Below are 16564 nucleotides of genomic sequence, written 5' to 3' on the forward strand. Positions count from 1 at the left end.
AATCAATATGCGTGTTGTTTTTAGATTTTTTACACTAGTTTCAGTAGCTGTAATGATTGTCTTTCTTACAGCATGCGAGCCACAAGGTGAAGCTGTTGGTGATTCTGGTAAATCTAACGATATAGTTCATGATGGAATTGATGTGAACGATATTCGTATTGTTGTTATAGGTTCATCTTCTTTCTCTCTTGATACCTCAGTTCTTGATTCTTGTGCTAATTCTGGAATGAAAGCATCTTATGTCTCTATTTCAGATATTAAAAATCCTGCTAGTGCAGCTTATGATGCTATTAGCGATGCTTCTAACAGTCGATCTTCTTTAGTGATTATTAACGAGATTAACGTTAATTCGCATGACGATAGTGATTCGTCTGATTCCTCTAAGTCTTCTTATGAAAATAGCTCATCTAAGCAATCTAATAAATCGAAGTCTAATAAATCGAAGTTAAAAAGTAGAGAAAACATGTCATCGTTAAGAAAATGGGAATCTGCTTTGCTTGATGTTAGGCGTGCAGGAATTCCTGTTTTGTTAGTTAATCCTATAAAACCTCCTAGCGATACTACGCTTTATGCAGCTAAAGCTTATTTCCCAACGTATTTAAAAGATAAAGAAAAAATAACAAAAACGATTAAAAATAGAAATATTAAAAAAACGTCTTTATCTAAAATTGTTCGTGCAATAATTGACAATATTCCACATGAAAAGGAAGTGATTGTTGATGAAAGATAAATTATCAAATAGTAATAATGATATTAAATCTTCTAAGGAATCCAATTCTTTGAGAGCCTATTCGCATTCTGAAGCATCACTTCCGTATGTTGAAGAGAATGGTTTATCGGATTCGCAAGTTGAACAAGCTGTGTTAAAAGGTGATGTAAACATTACGTCTAAAAGAACTTCACGTTCTATTGTAGATATAGTTAGATCCAATGTTTTCACGCTTTTTAATGCGATTATTTTTATTGCAATGGTTGTAGTTTTGTCTACTGGCTCATGGAAAGATGCTGTTTTTGGGGCAGTAATTTTAGTTAATACTGGTATTGGTATTGTTACAGAACTTAAAGCAAAGCATACTTTAGATAAACTTTCTATTCTTATAGCATCGCGTTCAATAGTTAGACGAAATAATGAAAATGTAGAAGTTGAGCATAAAAATATAGTACTTGGCGATTTGCTATGGGTGCGTTCTGGCGAACAAGTTCCAGCAGATGTAGAAGTTTTAGATTCGTGGGGTCTTGAGATGGATGAATCCATGCTTACAGGCGAATCTGCTACAGTGCGTAAAATTACTGGCGATTGCGTATATTCTGGCTCTACAGCAGTTTCTGGAGTAGCTTTAACTCGAGTGATTGCAGTAGGGGAGAATAGTTATGCTTCTAAGTTAGCTTGCCAAGCAAAAGTTTATACAAAGACTATTTCGGATTTAAGTCGCGGAATAAATAAGATTTTAAAATATATGACTTTTGTAGTTGTGCCTTTATGCGTATTGCTCGTATGGTCGCAAATGCATAAAGTTGGAGGATTTGTATACGCGTGGAGCACTGGAGAGTGGAGAGGTGCTGTAGTTTCAGCTGTGGCTGGAGTTGTTGGAATGATTCCTGAAGGTCTTGTATTGCTAACATCTCTTAATTTTGCTGTTGCTGCTATGCGTCTTGCGCGTAAGAATACATTAGTTCAAGAGCTAGAATCTGTTGAAACTTTAGCTAGAGTTGATTGCTTGAATTTAGATAAAACGGGAACTATTACAGATGGCGGTATTGCTTTTGTTGGAATAAAAAATCTTAATAATTTTGAATCTAGTTTAAGTGATTTAAATAAGTTAAGTGACACAGCTTATCCAAGTGATTTAAGTGACATAAGTGATTTAAGTATTTCTCAAGCTCTTTACGATTTGTCTAATGAAGAAAATCCAAATGCTACTGGAAAAGCTATTATAGATGGTTTAAGCCAAAACGGTTTTGGTATTAAGCCTAGTGAAAATATTTCTGTAAGACTTCCATTCTCATCTTCAAGAAAATGGAGTGCAATATGCTATGAATTTTCAAATTCTGAATTTGCTACTTGGTATATGGGTGCTCCAGAAGTATTAACAAGTTCTTTTGAGTGCGAAGAAGATTATTCTTCAATTTTGAATCTTGTTAATTCGTATGCTGAACAAGGTGAACGCGTGCTTATGCTTGCGTGTGTAAAAAATAATTACAAACAAAGTTTTTCAGATAATCCTACTATTTGCTCTAAAGCTAAGCCGATTGCTTTAGTTCGTTGTTCTGAAAGAGTGCGTGCTGATGCGTATAAGACTCTTGAATGGTTCCGCAATCAAGGTGTTAGATGTAGAGTGATTTCAGGAGATAATCCAACAACTGTTGCTTCTGTTGCGCGCAAAGTTGGTTTAACTGGAGATGTGAAACCAATAGCAATGGATGCCCGTAAACTTCCTGATGATATTCATGAATTAGCTAAAGTTATTGAAAACGTTGATGTTTTAGGAAGAGTCCTTCCTGAGCAAAAGAAAGCTATTGTTGAGGCTCTTCATATTAACGGTCATGTTGTTGCTATGACTGGTGATGGAGTAAACGATACTCTTGCTTTGAAGGAAGCTGATCTTGGAATTGCAATGGGTAATGCTGCTCCTGCTGCTAAGGCTGTAGCGCAAGTAGTATTAGTTGATTCTCAATTCTCACATCTTCCGGATGTTGTAGCTCGTGGGCGTCAAGTAATGGCAAATATGGAGCGTGTTGCTGGACTTTTCCTAGTAAAAACTGTGTATTCTGCATTGATTTCTGCAGGTGTTGTGTTACTTGGGTTGCATTTCCCTTATTTGCCTAGACACATAACTTATATTGGCTCATTGACGATTGGAATTCCGGCTTTCTTGCTTGCTCTAGCTCCTAATACACGCAGATATTTGCCAGGATTCTTGAATAGGGTTGTAAGATTTGCTTTGCCTAGCGGTTTTGCTATAGCAGTATCCGTACTTTTAACAGCTTTTATTGGTAGTATTCAAGGTATTACTACTACGCGCAGCATATGCGCTGTTATTGTTTTCGTAATTGGCATTCTAGTCTTGTCTAGAGTTTCACGTCCTCTATTTTCATGGCGAGCAATTATGGTATTGCTTTTTGCTTTGATTGGCGTTTTAGGTGCTTTTATACCATTTGTATCTAAATTCTTTGAAATTCATATACCGACTTACGGATTTGAACTCATATTTATGATTAGCGCTGTTATTTGTGCTGTAATACTTTGGTTTGTATGCGTTACGATATCTTTTAACATTCGTAAAGTGTTGAATAATATTGTTAAGCGCTGAATAATATTCGTAAAGCGCTGAATAATATTCGTAAAGTGTCGAAGTGCATTACTTTTATGCTTACAATAGAATTGTGTTCAGTATTTTAGAAATGTTTTCTGTTGGTGTTGGTCCTAGCTCTTCGCACACAGTAGGGCCTATGCGTGCTGCTTATGCTTTTGTTACTTCTCTCAAAGACAAAGGAATATTGCGTAATGTAAAACACGTATCAGTAACACTTTATGGCTCGTTATCTCTTACAGGTTTAGGTCATGGTACTGATCGTGCTTGTGTTGCTGGTCTTGAAGGTAATCTTCCAGATGATGTTGACACTGAGCACATGATGACTATTAGGCAAGATTGTAAAGCAAGTGGTACTTTAACTCTTGCTCATGAGCATACTATTGATTTTGATTATGACAATGATGTGATTTTTGAAAAATGGAAACGTATGGTTGCTCATCCAAATGGTATGCGATTTGTTTGTACTGATTCAAATGGTGATTTAGTTGATGAGCAAGTATGGTATTCAATTGGCGGAGGATTCATACGTAAAGGTTTTGCTGATGATGCAATGGTTGGATTGCATGATCGCACTGATGCAGAAAGTGATGAATCGAATAAATTAGATAATCCTAAAAATAACGACTCTATTAAAGATTCAACAGTTCCATATCCATTTATTTCGTGTGATGAGCTAATTTCTATTTGCAATAAAGAGCATATGTCTATAAGTGATGTTGTGTGGCAAAATGAATTAGCTTTGCATGAAGGCGATTCTTGCTATGTGCGCAACTATTTATTACATGTTTGGAATGTGATGAGTAAATGCGTTGAAAATGGTTGCAAATCGACTCAGAATATTTTGCCTGGAGGATTAGATGTTCCTCGTCGTGCTCCACGAATGTATAAAAGACTCTCTGCTAATTCAGATATGTTGCGAAATGATAGGCGCCGCGCTGATTGCGCTTTAGAAAGTTCTGATTCTGCTTGGGTGAATCTTTTTGCGCTCGCTGTAAGTGAAGAAAATGCTGGTGGTGGGCGTATTGTAACTGCTCCTACTAACGGCTCTGCTGGCATTATTCCTGCGGTATTGCAATATTATTGGCGTTTTGTTGATTCTGCTGATGAAGATGGTATTGTGCGATTTTTGCTGGCTGCTGGAGCTGTTGGTTATTTGTTTAAGAGGAATGCTTCTATTTCTGGTGCAGAAGTTGGTTGTCAAGGAGAAGTTGGTTCTGCTTGTTCTATGGCTGCTGCTGGATTGTGTGAGGTTTTAGGTGGAACTCCTGAGCAAGTTGAAAATGCTGCAGAAATAGGAATTGAGCATCATTTAGGTTTAACTTGTGATCCTGTTGGCGGTCTTGTGCAAATACCGTGTATTGAGCGTAATGCTATGGCTGCAAATACTGCTATCAATGCTGTTAGAATGGCTATGCTTGGAGATGGTTCTCATATAGTAAGTTTAGATAAAGCAATTAAAACTATGAAAGAAACTGGTCACGACATGATGTCGAAGTATCGTGAAACTTCTAAAGGCGGTTTAGCTGTAAATGTCGTTGAGTGCTAGTTTTTAATGTGAACTTTAGTACTGGTTTTTAATGTGAACTTGAGTGTTAGATTTTAAGTATGTATAAGTATGTAAATATGTACTAGTTTATTAGCGTTGCAAGTGTATAGTAAACGTAATACTTGAGTGCTAATCTAAAACACGTCATAATACTGTATAATTGTGTAACCTATAGCATGTTTCAAAAGTTTATAAAGGAGGTAAAATGTCAAAGGATATGCCGCAAGTGCTTGCAGAGTTTGGTACTACGCCAACGGTGACGTTCCCAACGGCCACGCCGCCAGCAGGTCTTAAGATTGTTGAATTGGTTGAGGGAGATGGTCCTCTTGTTCGTTCAGGAGATACTGTAACTGTTAATTATCATGGAGTTGTTTGGGGTTCAGATAAGCCGTTTGATTCTAGTTTTACTCGTCATACTCCTGCAAGTTTTGCAATTGGCGTAGGTCAGGTAATTCAGGGTTGGGATCGTACTGTTCCGGGTCATAATGTTGGATCTCGTTTGTTGGTTTCAATTCCTCCTGAGTGTGGATATGGTTCTCGTGGAGTTCCTCAAGCTGGAATTCCTGGTGGAGCTACGCTTGTATTCGTGATTGATATTATTTCGACTCGCTGAATTGCGTGTTGCGTCGAGTAAAGGAGATTGCTATGGAAGAAGAAAAAACAATTTTGTTGACGCAAGAAGCGTATGACAAATTAAAAGAAGAGTTAGAGCATAGAGAAGGCGAATATCGCGAAGAAATTACTGAGCGTATTGCAGCTGCACGAGCTGAAGGTGATTTGTCTGAAAATGGAGGATATCAGGCTGCTCGTGAGGAGCAAGGTAAGAATGAAGGGCGTATCAATGAGCTTATTGTTAAGCTTCGTAATGCTAAGATTCTTGAAGCTCCAGAAGATGGTTTAGTTGGCAATGGCTCGTTAGTTGTTCTTGAATTAGCTGGAACAGAGATGACTTATGTAGTTGGTTCTAGAGATATTGCTGTTGCAACTGAATACGATGTAGTTAGCCCTGAATCTCCAATTGGTGCAGCTATTATGGGAGCGCATACTGGAGATACAGTTACTTACTTCACTCCTAATGGTCGTCAAATGTCTGTAACTATTAAGAGTGCTCATCCAATGTCTTGAGTATAACTCGTTTAGATATTAAGAAACGGCATCCGTTATTCGGGTGTCGTTTCTTTTTTATGATTTTTTGCCTATAGCTTTGATTTTTAGCTGAAAAATCATTCAATTGAATTTTTAAAAATCAAAATAGTGGAAAATCCTTATTAAAAAAATATATTTTTTGTAAAAAAGTGGGGATTTTTGGTGATGGGTGGAGTAGAATGGGGAGCATTGTGCACGTGGCATAGCGCATATTGTTAAGGAGGTGGTAGTATGGTACGTTCTTCGCATAGCAAAGAATCGCACAATATTGCCAATTCTTCCTCTGAAGCTGTGCCTAATGATGTTAATAATTCTCAGAAAATGCATATGCCAGTGCAAAAGTATGATCAATCTAAAGCATCAAATAATAGTGCGAATGCGCAAACATCTGCAGTTTATTCACAAAACTATTCAGATTCTTCTGCATGTTACTATGCTCAGCAAGCTCCTCAGCCGGTGTTTAACTCTCCTTTGCCGCCTAATTGCCAGCCTGCAATGCCTATGTATTATGCTCAAGCACCTCAAGCTCCTCAGCAAGTCCCTCAGCAAGTCCCTCAGCAAGCTCAATTGCGCCCCATGCCTGTGCAATCTCCGATGCAAGTATCTCAGCCTACATCTGTCATACTTTTAGGAACGTATACTCCGAAGATTGATTCTAAGGGTCGCGTTGCTTTGCCTGCTAAGTTTCGTGCGCAATTGGGAACTGGTTTTGTTATGGCTAGAGGTCAAGAGAGATGTGTTTATGTGCTCCCAATGCAAGAATTTCAGCGTATAACTTCTCAAATTCAGCATACTTCAATGAGCAATAAATCTGCTCGCGATTATTTGCGAGTATTTCTTTCTGGAGCAGTTGATCAAGAACCAGATAAACAAGGTCGTATCGTTGTTCCTCCAATGCTTCGCGAATATGCAAATCTCGAAGATGAAATTGTCGTTATAGGCGTTGGAACTCGTGCTGAAATTTGGAATAAGACAGCTTGGAATGAATATCTTGCGGATCGCGAACAGGGATACGCTGATATTGCGGATGATGTACTTCCGGTGGTGATGTGATGACAGATATTACAACTATTCACCAGCCTGTACTTCTACAAGAATGTGTTAATCTTGTTTCTCCTGCACTAAATCATGAAGGAGCAATAGTTGTTGATTGCACTTTAGGACTTGCAGGTCATGCTAGTGCATTTTTGAAAGCTGCTCCTCTTGCAACATTAGTCGGAATAGATAGAGATAGTGAAGCACTTTCATTAGCTACAGCCAGAATGCGTAATGAAGGTCTTGAAAACCGTTTTATTCCAGCACATGCAGCATTTGATGAAGTAAGTGATGTGCTTGAATCTCATGGAATTGATTTCATTGATGCTGCTTTTATGGATCTTGGATTATCAAGCTTGCAAATTGATGAAACAAATCGTGGATTTTCATATTCTCATGATGCTGCTTTAGATATGCGCATGGATGTATCTCAATCAACTACTGCTGCAACTATTCTTGCAACTTATGATGAGAAAAGTCTTATAAGAATTTTCCGTGAATACGGTGAAGAGCGTTTTGCTGCTCCTATTGCTCGTAAAATTGTTAAAACTCGTGAATCTAATCCTTTGACTACTTCTAGCCAACTTGTTGATTTAGTAGATAATGTTATTCCAAAAGCACATAGAGCACCTGGAAATCCTGCTAAACGTGTATTCCAAGCTTTAAGAATCGAAGTTAATGGAGAATTAGATAAGCTTTCTAGAACTTTACCTCAACTTGCTTTGCGCTTACGTAAAAATGGGCGTCTTGTTGTTGAGTCTTATCATTCTTTGGAAGATATAACAGTTAAGCGTTTTATGAATCAAGGTTTAACTGTTGATGTTCCGTCTTCAATGCCTGTAATTCCAGATGATGCGCAACCTTTCTTTGAGTCTTTGACTCGTGGAGCAATTAAAGCTTCTAATGAAGAAATAGCTCATAATACTCGTTCTGCATCCGTTCGTTTGCGCGCAATTGAGTTGAAGCGTGATTTGCCTGCTCATTTCCGTAAGCGTTTTGAAGATGAAGCTTTAGGCGTGTTAAGTGCAGATGGCAAGTCTGCTTTTAATCGTATTTCTCGCGCTAAAGGAGGCAGATAATGAAGTTGCCTTCTTTAAAAAATCGTTTGCCAAGAGTATCTTCGTCTACTTCTTCTGCTCCAGCTGGCAGATCAAGTGTTAAAGATACGCACACTCGTAATGAGTATTCAGGTAGCGCGAATAAATCTCGCTCATATTCAGAATCTGTTAAATCGCCTATTTTAGAGCATTTTAATAAGGTTGTTGCGTGGAGTAATACGAGTATGGTTCCTGTTTTTAACATTATTATCATCGTGTTATTCCTAGTTATTGCTCTAACTGTTTCATTAGCTATTCGTACGCAAATGGCTGCTCTTTCTTTTGAACAAACAAGATTACAAATAGCTATTTCTAAAGAGCGTCAAGATCTTGAAAGTAAGCAAGCTCAATTGGATGCGTTAGAAGCTCAGTTGCCTGCTAAAGCTCAAGAAATGGGTATGATTCCTCAACAAGGTGCAATCACTATTGATTTAAGCGATTATGCGAAAAAGCATGATGATAAAAAAGATTCTAAATCCAGCTCTAAGAATGATAAGTCTGGATCTAATTTTGTTGAGAAATCTGACTCTAATTCTGGTTCTAATAAAAAGTCAGAAACAAGAGAACAAAAAGATAAAACTTCTAAATCAAAAATTAAGACTAATAAACCAGCAACACAGGAGAAACGATAATGTTCAACGCTATAAAGAGATTCATTTCTCAATACAGTGTATTTACACGTAAATGTATGACTATCGTATTTCTTTTTATGTTCTTAGCTACAGTAGCTATAGTTAAACTCAGTTCCGCGCAGATTATAAATTCTCGCCAAACTGCTGAAGCTGCACAATTAGAACGTAGTAGAGTGCGTAAGATTGTTGCTCGTCGTGGACGAATACTTGACGCTAATGGAACTGTGTTAGCGCAAAGTGTTGAAAGATACAACATTATTGGCGATCCTTTGAATGCGCAAACATTTATTCCTACCGCTTGTAGTGCTAAAACGAAGAATAATTGCCATTCAATTAACGGGAAACCTGTTGAAGCAACTGGTGCTTTAGCAGTTGCACGTTTGCTTGCTCCTGTTTTACATATGACATCTATGGAAATTGGCGGTAAATTAGCTGGTTCTGGACGTTATACTGTTATTAAGCGTGATGTAAGTCCTGAAGAAAAGCAAAAAATTGATAAATTAAATCTTTCTGGATGCATTTACGCTGAGAAAAGTAGTAAGCGCGTGTACTCTAGCGGTAATATTTTAGGATCTTTTATTGGTGCTGTTGTTGATGCTGGAGAAACTGATTCTAAAGTAGCTAAAGGCCGTAAAGGTGATGTTGGAATCTCAGGAATTGAATTAAGTGAAGATAAACAATTGACTGGAGTTGACGGTTATCAGCGTTATCAGGGGAATGGAACTGGTTCTCAGCGCATTCCTGGAACTGTTTTAGAAACAAAGCCTGCTGTAAATGGTAACGATGTGAAATTAACTATTGACAGCGATGTTGATTGGTATGTTAAAAAAGCTTTAATGGATGGTAAAAATACTTATAAAGCTGAATGGGGTATCGCTGTTGTGCAAGATATTCACACTGGTCAAATACTAGCAATTGAAGATACAGATACTATTGATGCTGGCAGCGTAGAAGCTAAGCGCAATATTTCTCGTGCTGTTAGCCAAGTTTTTGAGCCAGGTTCTGTTGGAAAAGCATTGTCTATGGCTGGAATGTTGCAAAGTGGAGCTCATAAGCTTACAGATCAATTCGCTGTTCCAGGATCTATTAACAAGAATGGTCAAGTTTTCCACGATGCTCACAGCCATGGTGTTGAGCGTTTGACTTTGGCTGGAATTTTAAGAAAATCTTCTAATGTTGGCATGATTCTAGCAGGCGAAAAGTATCCTAATAACAAGCGTTATGAGTTTCTTTCAAAATTTGGTATTGGACAATATACTGGCTTAGATTTGCAAGGTGAATCTAAAGGAATCTTATCTAGTCCACAATCTTGGGATGGACGAAAGCAATATACTGTTTTGTTTGGTCAAGGATATGCTACTAATGCTTTGCAAATAACTAATGCAATCGCGACTATTGCAAATAAAGGTGTAAAGCTAAAGCAATCTGTTATTAAGTCTGTAATCGATCCTAGTGGAAGAGTGAGTGAAAATAAGCGTCCTGAAGCTACGCGAGTTTTGGATGAAAATGTTGCATCTCAAATGATGGATGCTATGGAAAGTACTGCTGAATCTTATAAGAAATTCTTGCGTATTGATGGCTATCGTATTGCTGCTAAAAGTGGTACTGCACAGGTTGCTGGTTCAACAGGTAAAAGTCTTACTTCTATTGTTGCTGACTGTGCTGCAGTTATGCCTGCAGACAATCCTAAATTTGCAATAACAGTTGTATTGAAAAATCCTCGAGGAACGTATGGTGTTGTTACTGCAGCACCTATAGTTAAAACAATTGGTGAGTTCTTGATGCAAAAGTATGATATTCCTCTGTCTGCTCCTCGTGGAAACGCAACTGCTGTAGAATGGTAATGCATTACAAGTTAGAGCGAGTGTGAATATTGAATATGAATGCTGTTGATGAGTTTTCAAGAACTCGTGTTACGTTAGGTTATGCTGCTGAAAATTACGGTTTTGAAGTAGTTCCAGAATTTTGTTCTGGTGTTACTGTGACTTCTGTTGCTTCAGATGTGCGTAAAGTGCGTCCTGGTGCATTATTTGCGCCGACATGTCATGTTGATCGTCGTCAATTGGAAGCTGCTCGTGATGCAGGTGCTTATGCTGCTCTTGTTCCTCCTGAGTTTAAGGCAGAAGCGAATAATATTGGCATGCCTTTACTTATTTCTTCTTTCAATCCAATTTCACTTGGCAAGCTTGTTTGTGATGTAAATAACGATCCATCTTCTTGTGTAGCTACTTTTGCTGTTGCTGGAGATGACGATGATGATATACACGCTAATGTATTGCGTTTAGCTGATTTTCTTCATATGCTTGGTAATCCTGTTGGTGTTATAAGTGATGCTGGATCTTCATCTTTGCAACGGGAATTGCAATTAGATTATCCTTTAGGAATTGCTGATTTACAACATAATCTTTCTGTTTGTGTAGAAGATGGTGCTGCTGCTGTTGTTATCGCTTTGAATTCTCAAACGTTAGAAAAAGATGCTTTGCAATCTGTAAATATTGATGTTTTAGGTGTAGAGAGCGAAGAGAAGCGTACAATTTCACTGATTCCTCCAACTCCTCCTGAAGAATCAATTAAGAATTTCTTAAGTAGAAATAGCTATAAAGATTCTTCTAAAAATGAGAATAGTGAGAATAGTGATAGTAGTGAAAATAGTTTTAATGCTAATACTATTCATTCTGAGAGCTCTAAAGATTTCGATTCTGATTCTAAGTTGGATTCTAAGGATTCTAATGTACTTGTACAAAAGGTTGATGTTAAGCCTGTTGTAAGTTTCTATTCTTTGCAGCAGCGTTACGGCTTTTATTGTAGTGAGCGTTCGTATTGCATCACTAGAACTAAAGAATCAGATGAATTAGCTGATTTAGTAGATAGCATTGGTGGAAAAGATGTGAATCGTCATCTTTCTCTTTCTATTGCTATGGTTCTCGCTGCTGGCGTGCGCCGCGGAACAATAAAAAGTGCATTGCGAGTATCTCGTGAATTACATTGATAGCCGTGTTATACATTGATAGCCGTGTTATAATGCAAAAATTTAAGATTTTGTTGCTATTATATATTTCGGTCGTTTGTATTTTGTTGCATGAACAAGTTATGAACATGAAATGAATAATGCTGATGTATGCCGATACGATGCAAAATCGTTATTAGGAGGATTTGATGAGCTGCACTGAAAGCGCTGATAGTTACAAATCTCATATTGGCATGATGCCTATGAGTGTTAGCGAAATTGCGCAAGCAGTGAACGGTGATGTTCATGTTGATGCGTCTTATGATTGTAATAAAGTTTGCGCTTTTTATACGTGTAGTGATTCTCGGCAAGTACGCGAAGGTTCTGTATTTGTAGCTATTCAAGGCGAGCGTGTAGATGGACATGATTATGTAGATAAAGCTGCAACTGTGGGCGCTTCAGTTGCAATTGTCAACCATTTAGTTTCTGGTGTTTCTTCTTGTTTTCCTCAAATTGTTGTTAAAGATACTGTTAAAGCTTTAGGTTCTCTTGCAAAGCATAATATTGAGCGCCGCCGTGAAAGTAGCTCTCCTTTTACGATTATTGGAATTACAGGTTCTGTTGGTAAAACGACTACAAAAGATATGCTTAGAACATTGTTAATGAAGATGGGTGAAACTGTTGCGCCTATTGGTTCATTTAACAATGAAATCGGTCTTCCTTTAACAGCTTTGCGTGTTGGAGAAAACACTAGATTCTTAGTAGCAGAAATGGGAGCTAATCACGTTGGTGAAATCACGTATTTAACTAATATTGCTCCTCCTGATATTGCTATTGTGTTAAAAGTTGGTGTTGCTCATTTAGGTGAATTTGGTTCTGTTGAGCGCATAGCTCAAGCAAAGAGTGAGATTGTAAAAGGCTTAGTTCCTCACGGCGTTGCTGTTTTGAATGCGGATGATATTCGTGTAGCTGCTATGCAATCTTTAGCTGATGAAGATAAAATACGTTGGTTTGGAATTAAAAATAAAAAATCGCAGTATTGCATTATTGCTGAAGATGTGAGTTTAGATAGCTACGGTTGTGCTTCAGCTGTATTTAAAGAGTTTAATGCATGTGAATCTGGAGTTAGTGAATCTAAGACTACGGAATCTGGCGTTAGTGAATCTAAATCGCATGAATCTAGCCAAAATATCCATCTTTCGTTGCAAGGTGAGCATAATATTATGAACGCTCTTGCTGCTGCTAATGTCGCTAGATATTTTGGAATGAAGTTAAAAGATATTGCTGAAGTTTTGCATAACGTTTCGCATATAAGCCCTCATCGTATGCAAGTTTCAACTGTTTGCAATAATAATAATAATCAGTCTTTCACTCTTATTGATGATTCTTTCAATGCTAATCCAGATTCTATGAAAGCTGGAATTGATGGATTATGTGCTTATGAACGTTGTGATAATAATTCGCTATTTCGTATTGCTGTTCTTGGTTCTATGTTGGAACTTGGAAAAGATGAAGATTTTCTTCACGGCAATATTGGCGCTTATGCAGTTTCGCATAAGATAAACGCTATTATTGCAGTCGGCTCTAAGGATTCTAAAGATTTAGATCATTTAGCTGAGTGTATTGCAAATGGAGCATTAAGCTCTTCAAAAAATAATTCGGTTGAAAAATTAGATGATTCTGCATCAAAAACAGAAGTTTTTTTGGTGCATGATACGATTGAAGCAGATAAAAAAGTTTGGTCGCTTGTTGCGCAGCATTCGCGTAGTGTAGTGTTGTTAAAAGGATCTCATGCGTCTGGTTTAAGCGCGTTGGCTGAGAAATGGGATTGTTTGCAATCTTCTAAACAGCAAGAGGTTACTTGCGTTGAATCTTGTAGTCAAATGGAGGTTAAGCGTTGATTGCTCTTATTGTAGGAATCTTAGTGGCTCTGCTTGTAACTATTATCGGAACGCCTCTTTTGATTCGTTTAGTAAATCATTTGCATTACGGTCAATATATACGTCAAGATGGTCCTCAATCTCATAAAGTTAAGCGTGGAACGCCTACTATGGGTGGAGTAGTCATAAACTTGGCTGTTGTTGCAGGATGGTCTGCATCTGCTTTATACCGCTATTTCTCGTCTAATCGTGCTCCTTCGTGGTCCGCAGTGCTCGTGTTATTTGCAATGCTTTCAATGGGTTTGCTTGGATTTATTGATGATTTTGCTAAAGTTCGTAAAAAGCGTAATTTAGGTCTTTCTGTTGGCGCTAAGCTTACTGGTCAAATCATTTTTGCAAGTTTATATGCTTTACTTTCTCTTATTCTTCCAACTCCTTCTGGATTCTCAAGTGCTCAAATGGGCGTGAGCTTTATTGAGAAGCCATTTTTTGATTTCTCTATTTTTGGAACTTTTATAGGCACAATATTATTTATCGTTTGGGTTAATTTCTTAATAGCTGCTTGGTCTAATGCTGTTAATTTGGCTGATGGCTTAGATGGATTAGCTTCTGGATCTTCAATGATTGCGTTTACTGGTTATGCGCTAATCGCTTTTTGGGAATCGTACCACGTTAAAGGTTCAGTTAGACCAGGATTTTCTTACGCTGTTTCCGATCCGCTTGATTTAACTATTATTGCTGTTTGTGCAGGAGTCGCATGTTTCGGATTCTTATGGTTTAATTCGAATCCTGCTCAAGTCTTTATGGGAGATACTGGCTCTTTGGCTTTGGGTGGATTATTTGCATCACTATCAATTGCTACACATACAGAATTTTTGGCTGTTATTTTAGGCGGATTATTTGTGATTGAAACTATGAGTGATGTTATTCAAGTCGGTTTCTTTAAGCTTACTCATAAAAGAGTGTTTAAGATGGCTCCGATTCATCACCATTTTGAGCTTCTCGGTTGGACTGAAACAAAAGTAGTTGTTCGTTTCTGGATGATTGAGTTTATGTTTGTGCTTTCTGCATTGATGATATTCTATGCAGATTGGGCTGGTCGTACTGGATTATTGATTTGATTGAATCCAAGATTGTCTTTTTAATCGGAAGATAATAATTGGATTGTTGCAATTAGATTGTGTTAGTTAAATGGTTGCAATTTAAGGATGGCAAATATGACATGCGATTTTAGTGATAATTGCAAAGAATTTCCATTTCGCAGAGTTCTTGTTGCAGGTTTGGGCATTTCTGGTCGTGGAGCTGTAGAAGTATTGCATAAAATCGGTGCAAGTCCTATTAGCGTAGATGAAAATAAGCCTGAAGCAGACCTTCATGATTTTAATGCGATAGATTGGTCGAATATAGACGCTGTTGTGACATCTCCTGTATTTAATCCTCGTACTAAGTTTTTGTTAGATGCAAAGAAACACAATATTCCAGTCATGAGCGAAGTAGATCTTGCGTGGCGTATTCGCGTAAAATCTCAAAAAACTAATTCTCCTGCTTTATGGGTTGGTATTACTGGTACTAACGGTAAAACTTCAACTACTGAAATGACTTCATCTATGCTTAGTGCATGCGGTTTTGATGCACCAGCAGTTGGAAACATTGGTCATTCTTTATCTCATGCTGCTTTAGATAAAAGTCATGATGTGCTTTGCGTAGAATTGAGCTCTTTCCAATTGCATTTTACTAATTGTTTGAATCTTGATTGTGCAGCTATAACTAATATTGCTGCAGATCATTTAGATTGGCATGGCTCGATTCAAGCATATGCTGCAGATAAATCTAAAGTTTTTAACGGTGTTAAAAAAGTATTAGTATACAATGCTCAAGATTCTAGGGTTTGTGCTTTAGCTAAGTGCGCGAAGGTTGAATCTGGGTGTAAGCGTGTAGGTTTTACGCTTGAAGCTCCTAAAGATGGAGAAATTGGCGTAGAAAATGGTTGGATTGTAGATAAAAGTGGTATTTCGGGTGCTAAGTACGGAGAACCTAAAAACATTGTTCTTATTAAAGATTTGAAACATTTATGTGAGCCAGATGGAACAGTTTATCCTCATTTATTAGCAGATGCTTTAACTGCTTTGGCTTTAACTTTTGGAGTAACAGATAATGTGAGTAAAGCTGTTCAAGCATTGTGTGATTTTGCTCCAGGCGGACATAGGATTCAAACTGTTGCAAGTTTTAAGCCAAGTAATTTACGTGCAGAAGATTCGATTCGTTTTGTTGATGATTCTAAAGCAACTAATGCTCATGCTGCATCTGCATCGATATCTAGTTTTTCTAAGAAATCAGTAATATGGATTGCTGGTGGATTAGCTAAAGGCTCTCATTTTGAAGATTTGGTTGCTTCTTCTAAAGAAATCATTAAGGCTGTAGTTGTTATTGGAACAGATCAAAGACCTATTATTGAAGCTTTACGTAAATCTGATTCAAATATACCTGTAACAATAATTGCTCCTGATGCTTCATATTCTCACTCTTATAAAAATGTTGATGATTCTCTTGTAAATGAGATAGAAAATGAGAATATTATTTCTCCTGATTCTTCTTTAGGTCAGGAAGTTATGCACAAAGCTGTTGAGGCTGCTGGAAATTATGCTGAACCTGGAGATGTAGTTCTTATGGCTCCTGCTTGTGCTTCAATGGATCAATTTGTTTCTTATGCGGATCGTGGTAATCGCTTTGCTCAAGAAGCTCAACGATGGGTACAAAATCATGTCAAATAAACGATTTTCTTGCAAGCGTTCTGATAAGAAGAGTTCTAGCGTTGTTCATAGCATAATTAGAAGTATTGTTCGCAATATTGTTTATGCTCTAACGCATGTAATCTCAATGTCTGATTACGTTGAAAGCGATTCTAAAAATTCTAAGTCTTCTAATAAGTCTTCTAATAAGTCTTCTAATAAGTCTTCTAATAAGTCT

General features: G+C 37.6%; 14 protein-coding genes. All 14 read left to right on the top strand.

Annotated features, from left to right (window positions below; all coding sequences use genetic code 11):
* Window positions 1–52 precede the first annotated feature (52 nt).
* Window positions 53–730 carry a hypothetical protein gene (locus Q0X59_RS03550; protein ID WP_297643217.1) on the top strand — a complete coding sequence of 226 codons (678 nt, stop codon included), beginning with the start codon at window positions 53–55 and terminating at the stop codon, window positions 728–730.
* Window positions 720–3311, top strand: coding sequence for an HAD-IC family P-type ATPase (locus Q0X59_RS03555; protein ID WP_297643219.1), 2592 nt, complete (start codon window positions 720–722; stop codon window positions 3309–3311). Before Q0X59_RS03550 ends, Q0X59_RS03555 begins: the two co-directional genes overlap by 11 nt.
* A 73-nt stretch (window positions 3312–3384) precedes the next feature.
* On the top strand, window positions 3385–4860 hold the full coding sequence (locus tag Q0X59_RS03560) for an L-serine ammonia-lyase (RefSeq protein WP_269137038.1): 1476 nt from the start codon (window positions 3385–3387) through the stop codon (window positions 4858–4860).
* A 205-nt stretch (window positions 4861–5065) separates the two neighbouring features.
* Window positions 5066–5473, top strand: coding sequence for an FKBP-type peptidyl-prolyl cis-trans isomerase (locus tag Q0X59_RS03565; protein WP_075523041.1), 408 nt, complete (start codon window positions 5066–5068; stop codon window positions 5471–5473).
* A gap of 32 nt (window positions 5474–5505) precedes the next feature.
* The gene (greA, locus tag Q0X59_RS03570) at window positions 5506–5985 is read left to right on the top strand and encodes a transcription elongation factor GreA (RefSeq protein ID WP_075523042.1); all 480 of its coding nucleotides are present in this window, start codon (window positions 5506–5508) and stop codon (window positions 5983–5985) included.
* Between the two features lie 252 nt (window positions 5986–6237).
* On the top strand, window positions 6238–7059 hold the full coding sequence (gene mraZ / locus Q0X59_RS03575) for a division/cell wall cluster transcriptional repressor MraZ (protein WP_296156618.1): 822 nt from the start codon (window positions 6238–6240) through the stop codon (window positions 7057–7059).
* Window positions 7059–8120 carry a 16S rRNA (cytosine(1402)-N(4))-methyltransferase RsmH gene (gene rsmH, locus Q0X59_RS03580; RefSeq protein ID WP_296156620.1) on the top strand — a complete coding sequence of 354 codons (1062 nt, stop codon included), beginning with the start codon at window positions 7059–7061 and terminating at the stop codon, window positions 8118–8120. The genes mraZ and rsmH overlap by 1 nt, the downstream gene beginning before the upstream one ends.
* Complete coding sequence (locus Q0X59_RS03585; protein ID WP_297643224.1) at window positions 8120–8770, top strand: hypothetical protein; 651 nt, start codon at window positions 8120–8122, stop codon at window positions 8768–8770. Before rsmH ends, Q0X59_RS03585 begins: the two co-directional genes overlap by 1 nt.
* Window positions 8770–10614: a penicillin-binding protein 2 gene (locus Q0X59_RS03590; protein WP_297643226.1), complete on the top strand. Its 1845-nt coding sequence runs from the start codon at window positions 8770–8772 to the stop codon at window positions 10612–10614. Before Q0X59_RS03585 ends, Q0X59_RS03590 begins: the two co-directional genes overlap by 1 nt.
* 35 nt (window positions 10615–10649) lie before the next feature.
* Entirely contained in the window at window positions 10650–11759 is a 1110-nt protein-coding gene (locus tag Q0X59_RS03595) for a UDP-N-acetylmuramyl peptide synthase (protein ID WP_297643247.1), read from the top strand.
* A gap of 167 nt (window positions 11760–11926) precedes the next feature.
* Complete coding sequence (gene murF, locus Q0X59_RS03600) at window positions 11927–13618, top strand: UDP-N-acetylmuramoyl-tripeptide--D-alanyl-D-alanine ligase (RefSeq protein ID WP_297643228.1); 1692 nt, start codon at window positions 11927–11929, stop codon at window positions 13616–13618.
* Complete coding sequence (gene mraY, locus Q0X59_RS03605; protein ID WP_103042891.1) at window positions 13615–14718, top strand: phospho-N-acetylmuramoyl-pentapeptide-transferase; 1104 nt, start codon at window positions 13615–13617, stop codon at window positions 14716–14718. Before murF ends, mraY begins: the two co-directional genes overlap by 4 nt.
* A gap of 87 nt (window positions 14719–14805) precedes the next feature.
* On the top strand, window positions 14806–16368 hold the full coding sequence (gene murD, locus Q0X59_RS03610) for a UDP-N-acetylmuramoyl-L-alanine--D-glutamate ligase (protein WP_296156634.1): 1563 nt from the start codon (window positions 14806–14808) through the stop codon (window positions 16366–16368).
* On the top strand, window positions 16358–16564 hold a 207-nt coding region (locus Q0X59_RS03615), incomplete at its 3' end, for a hypothetical protein (RefSeq protein ID WP_297643231.1). The genes murD and Q0X59_RS03615, both read left to right, overlap by 11 nt.

It is taken from the genome of uncultured Gardnerella sp., assembly GCF_947280595.1.
GTDB lineage: Bacteria > Actinomycetota > Actinomycetes > Actinomycetales > Bifidobacteriaceae > Bifidobacterium > Bifidobacterium vaginale_A.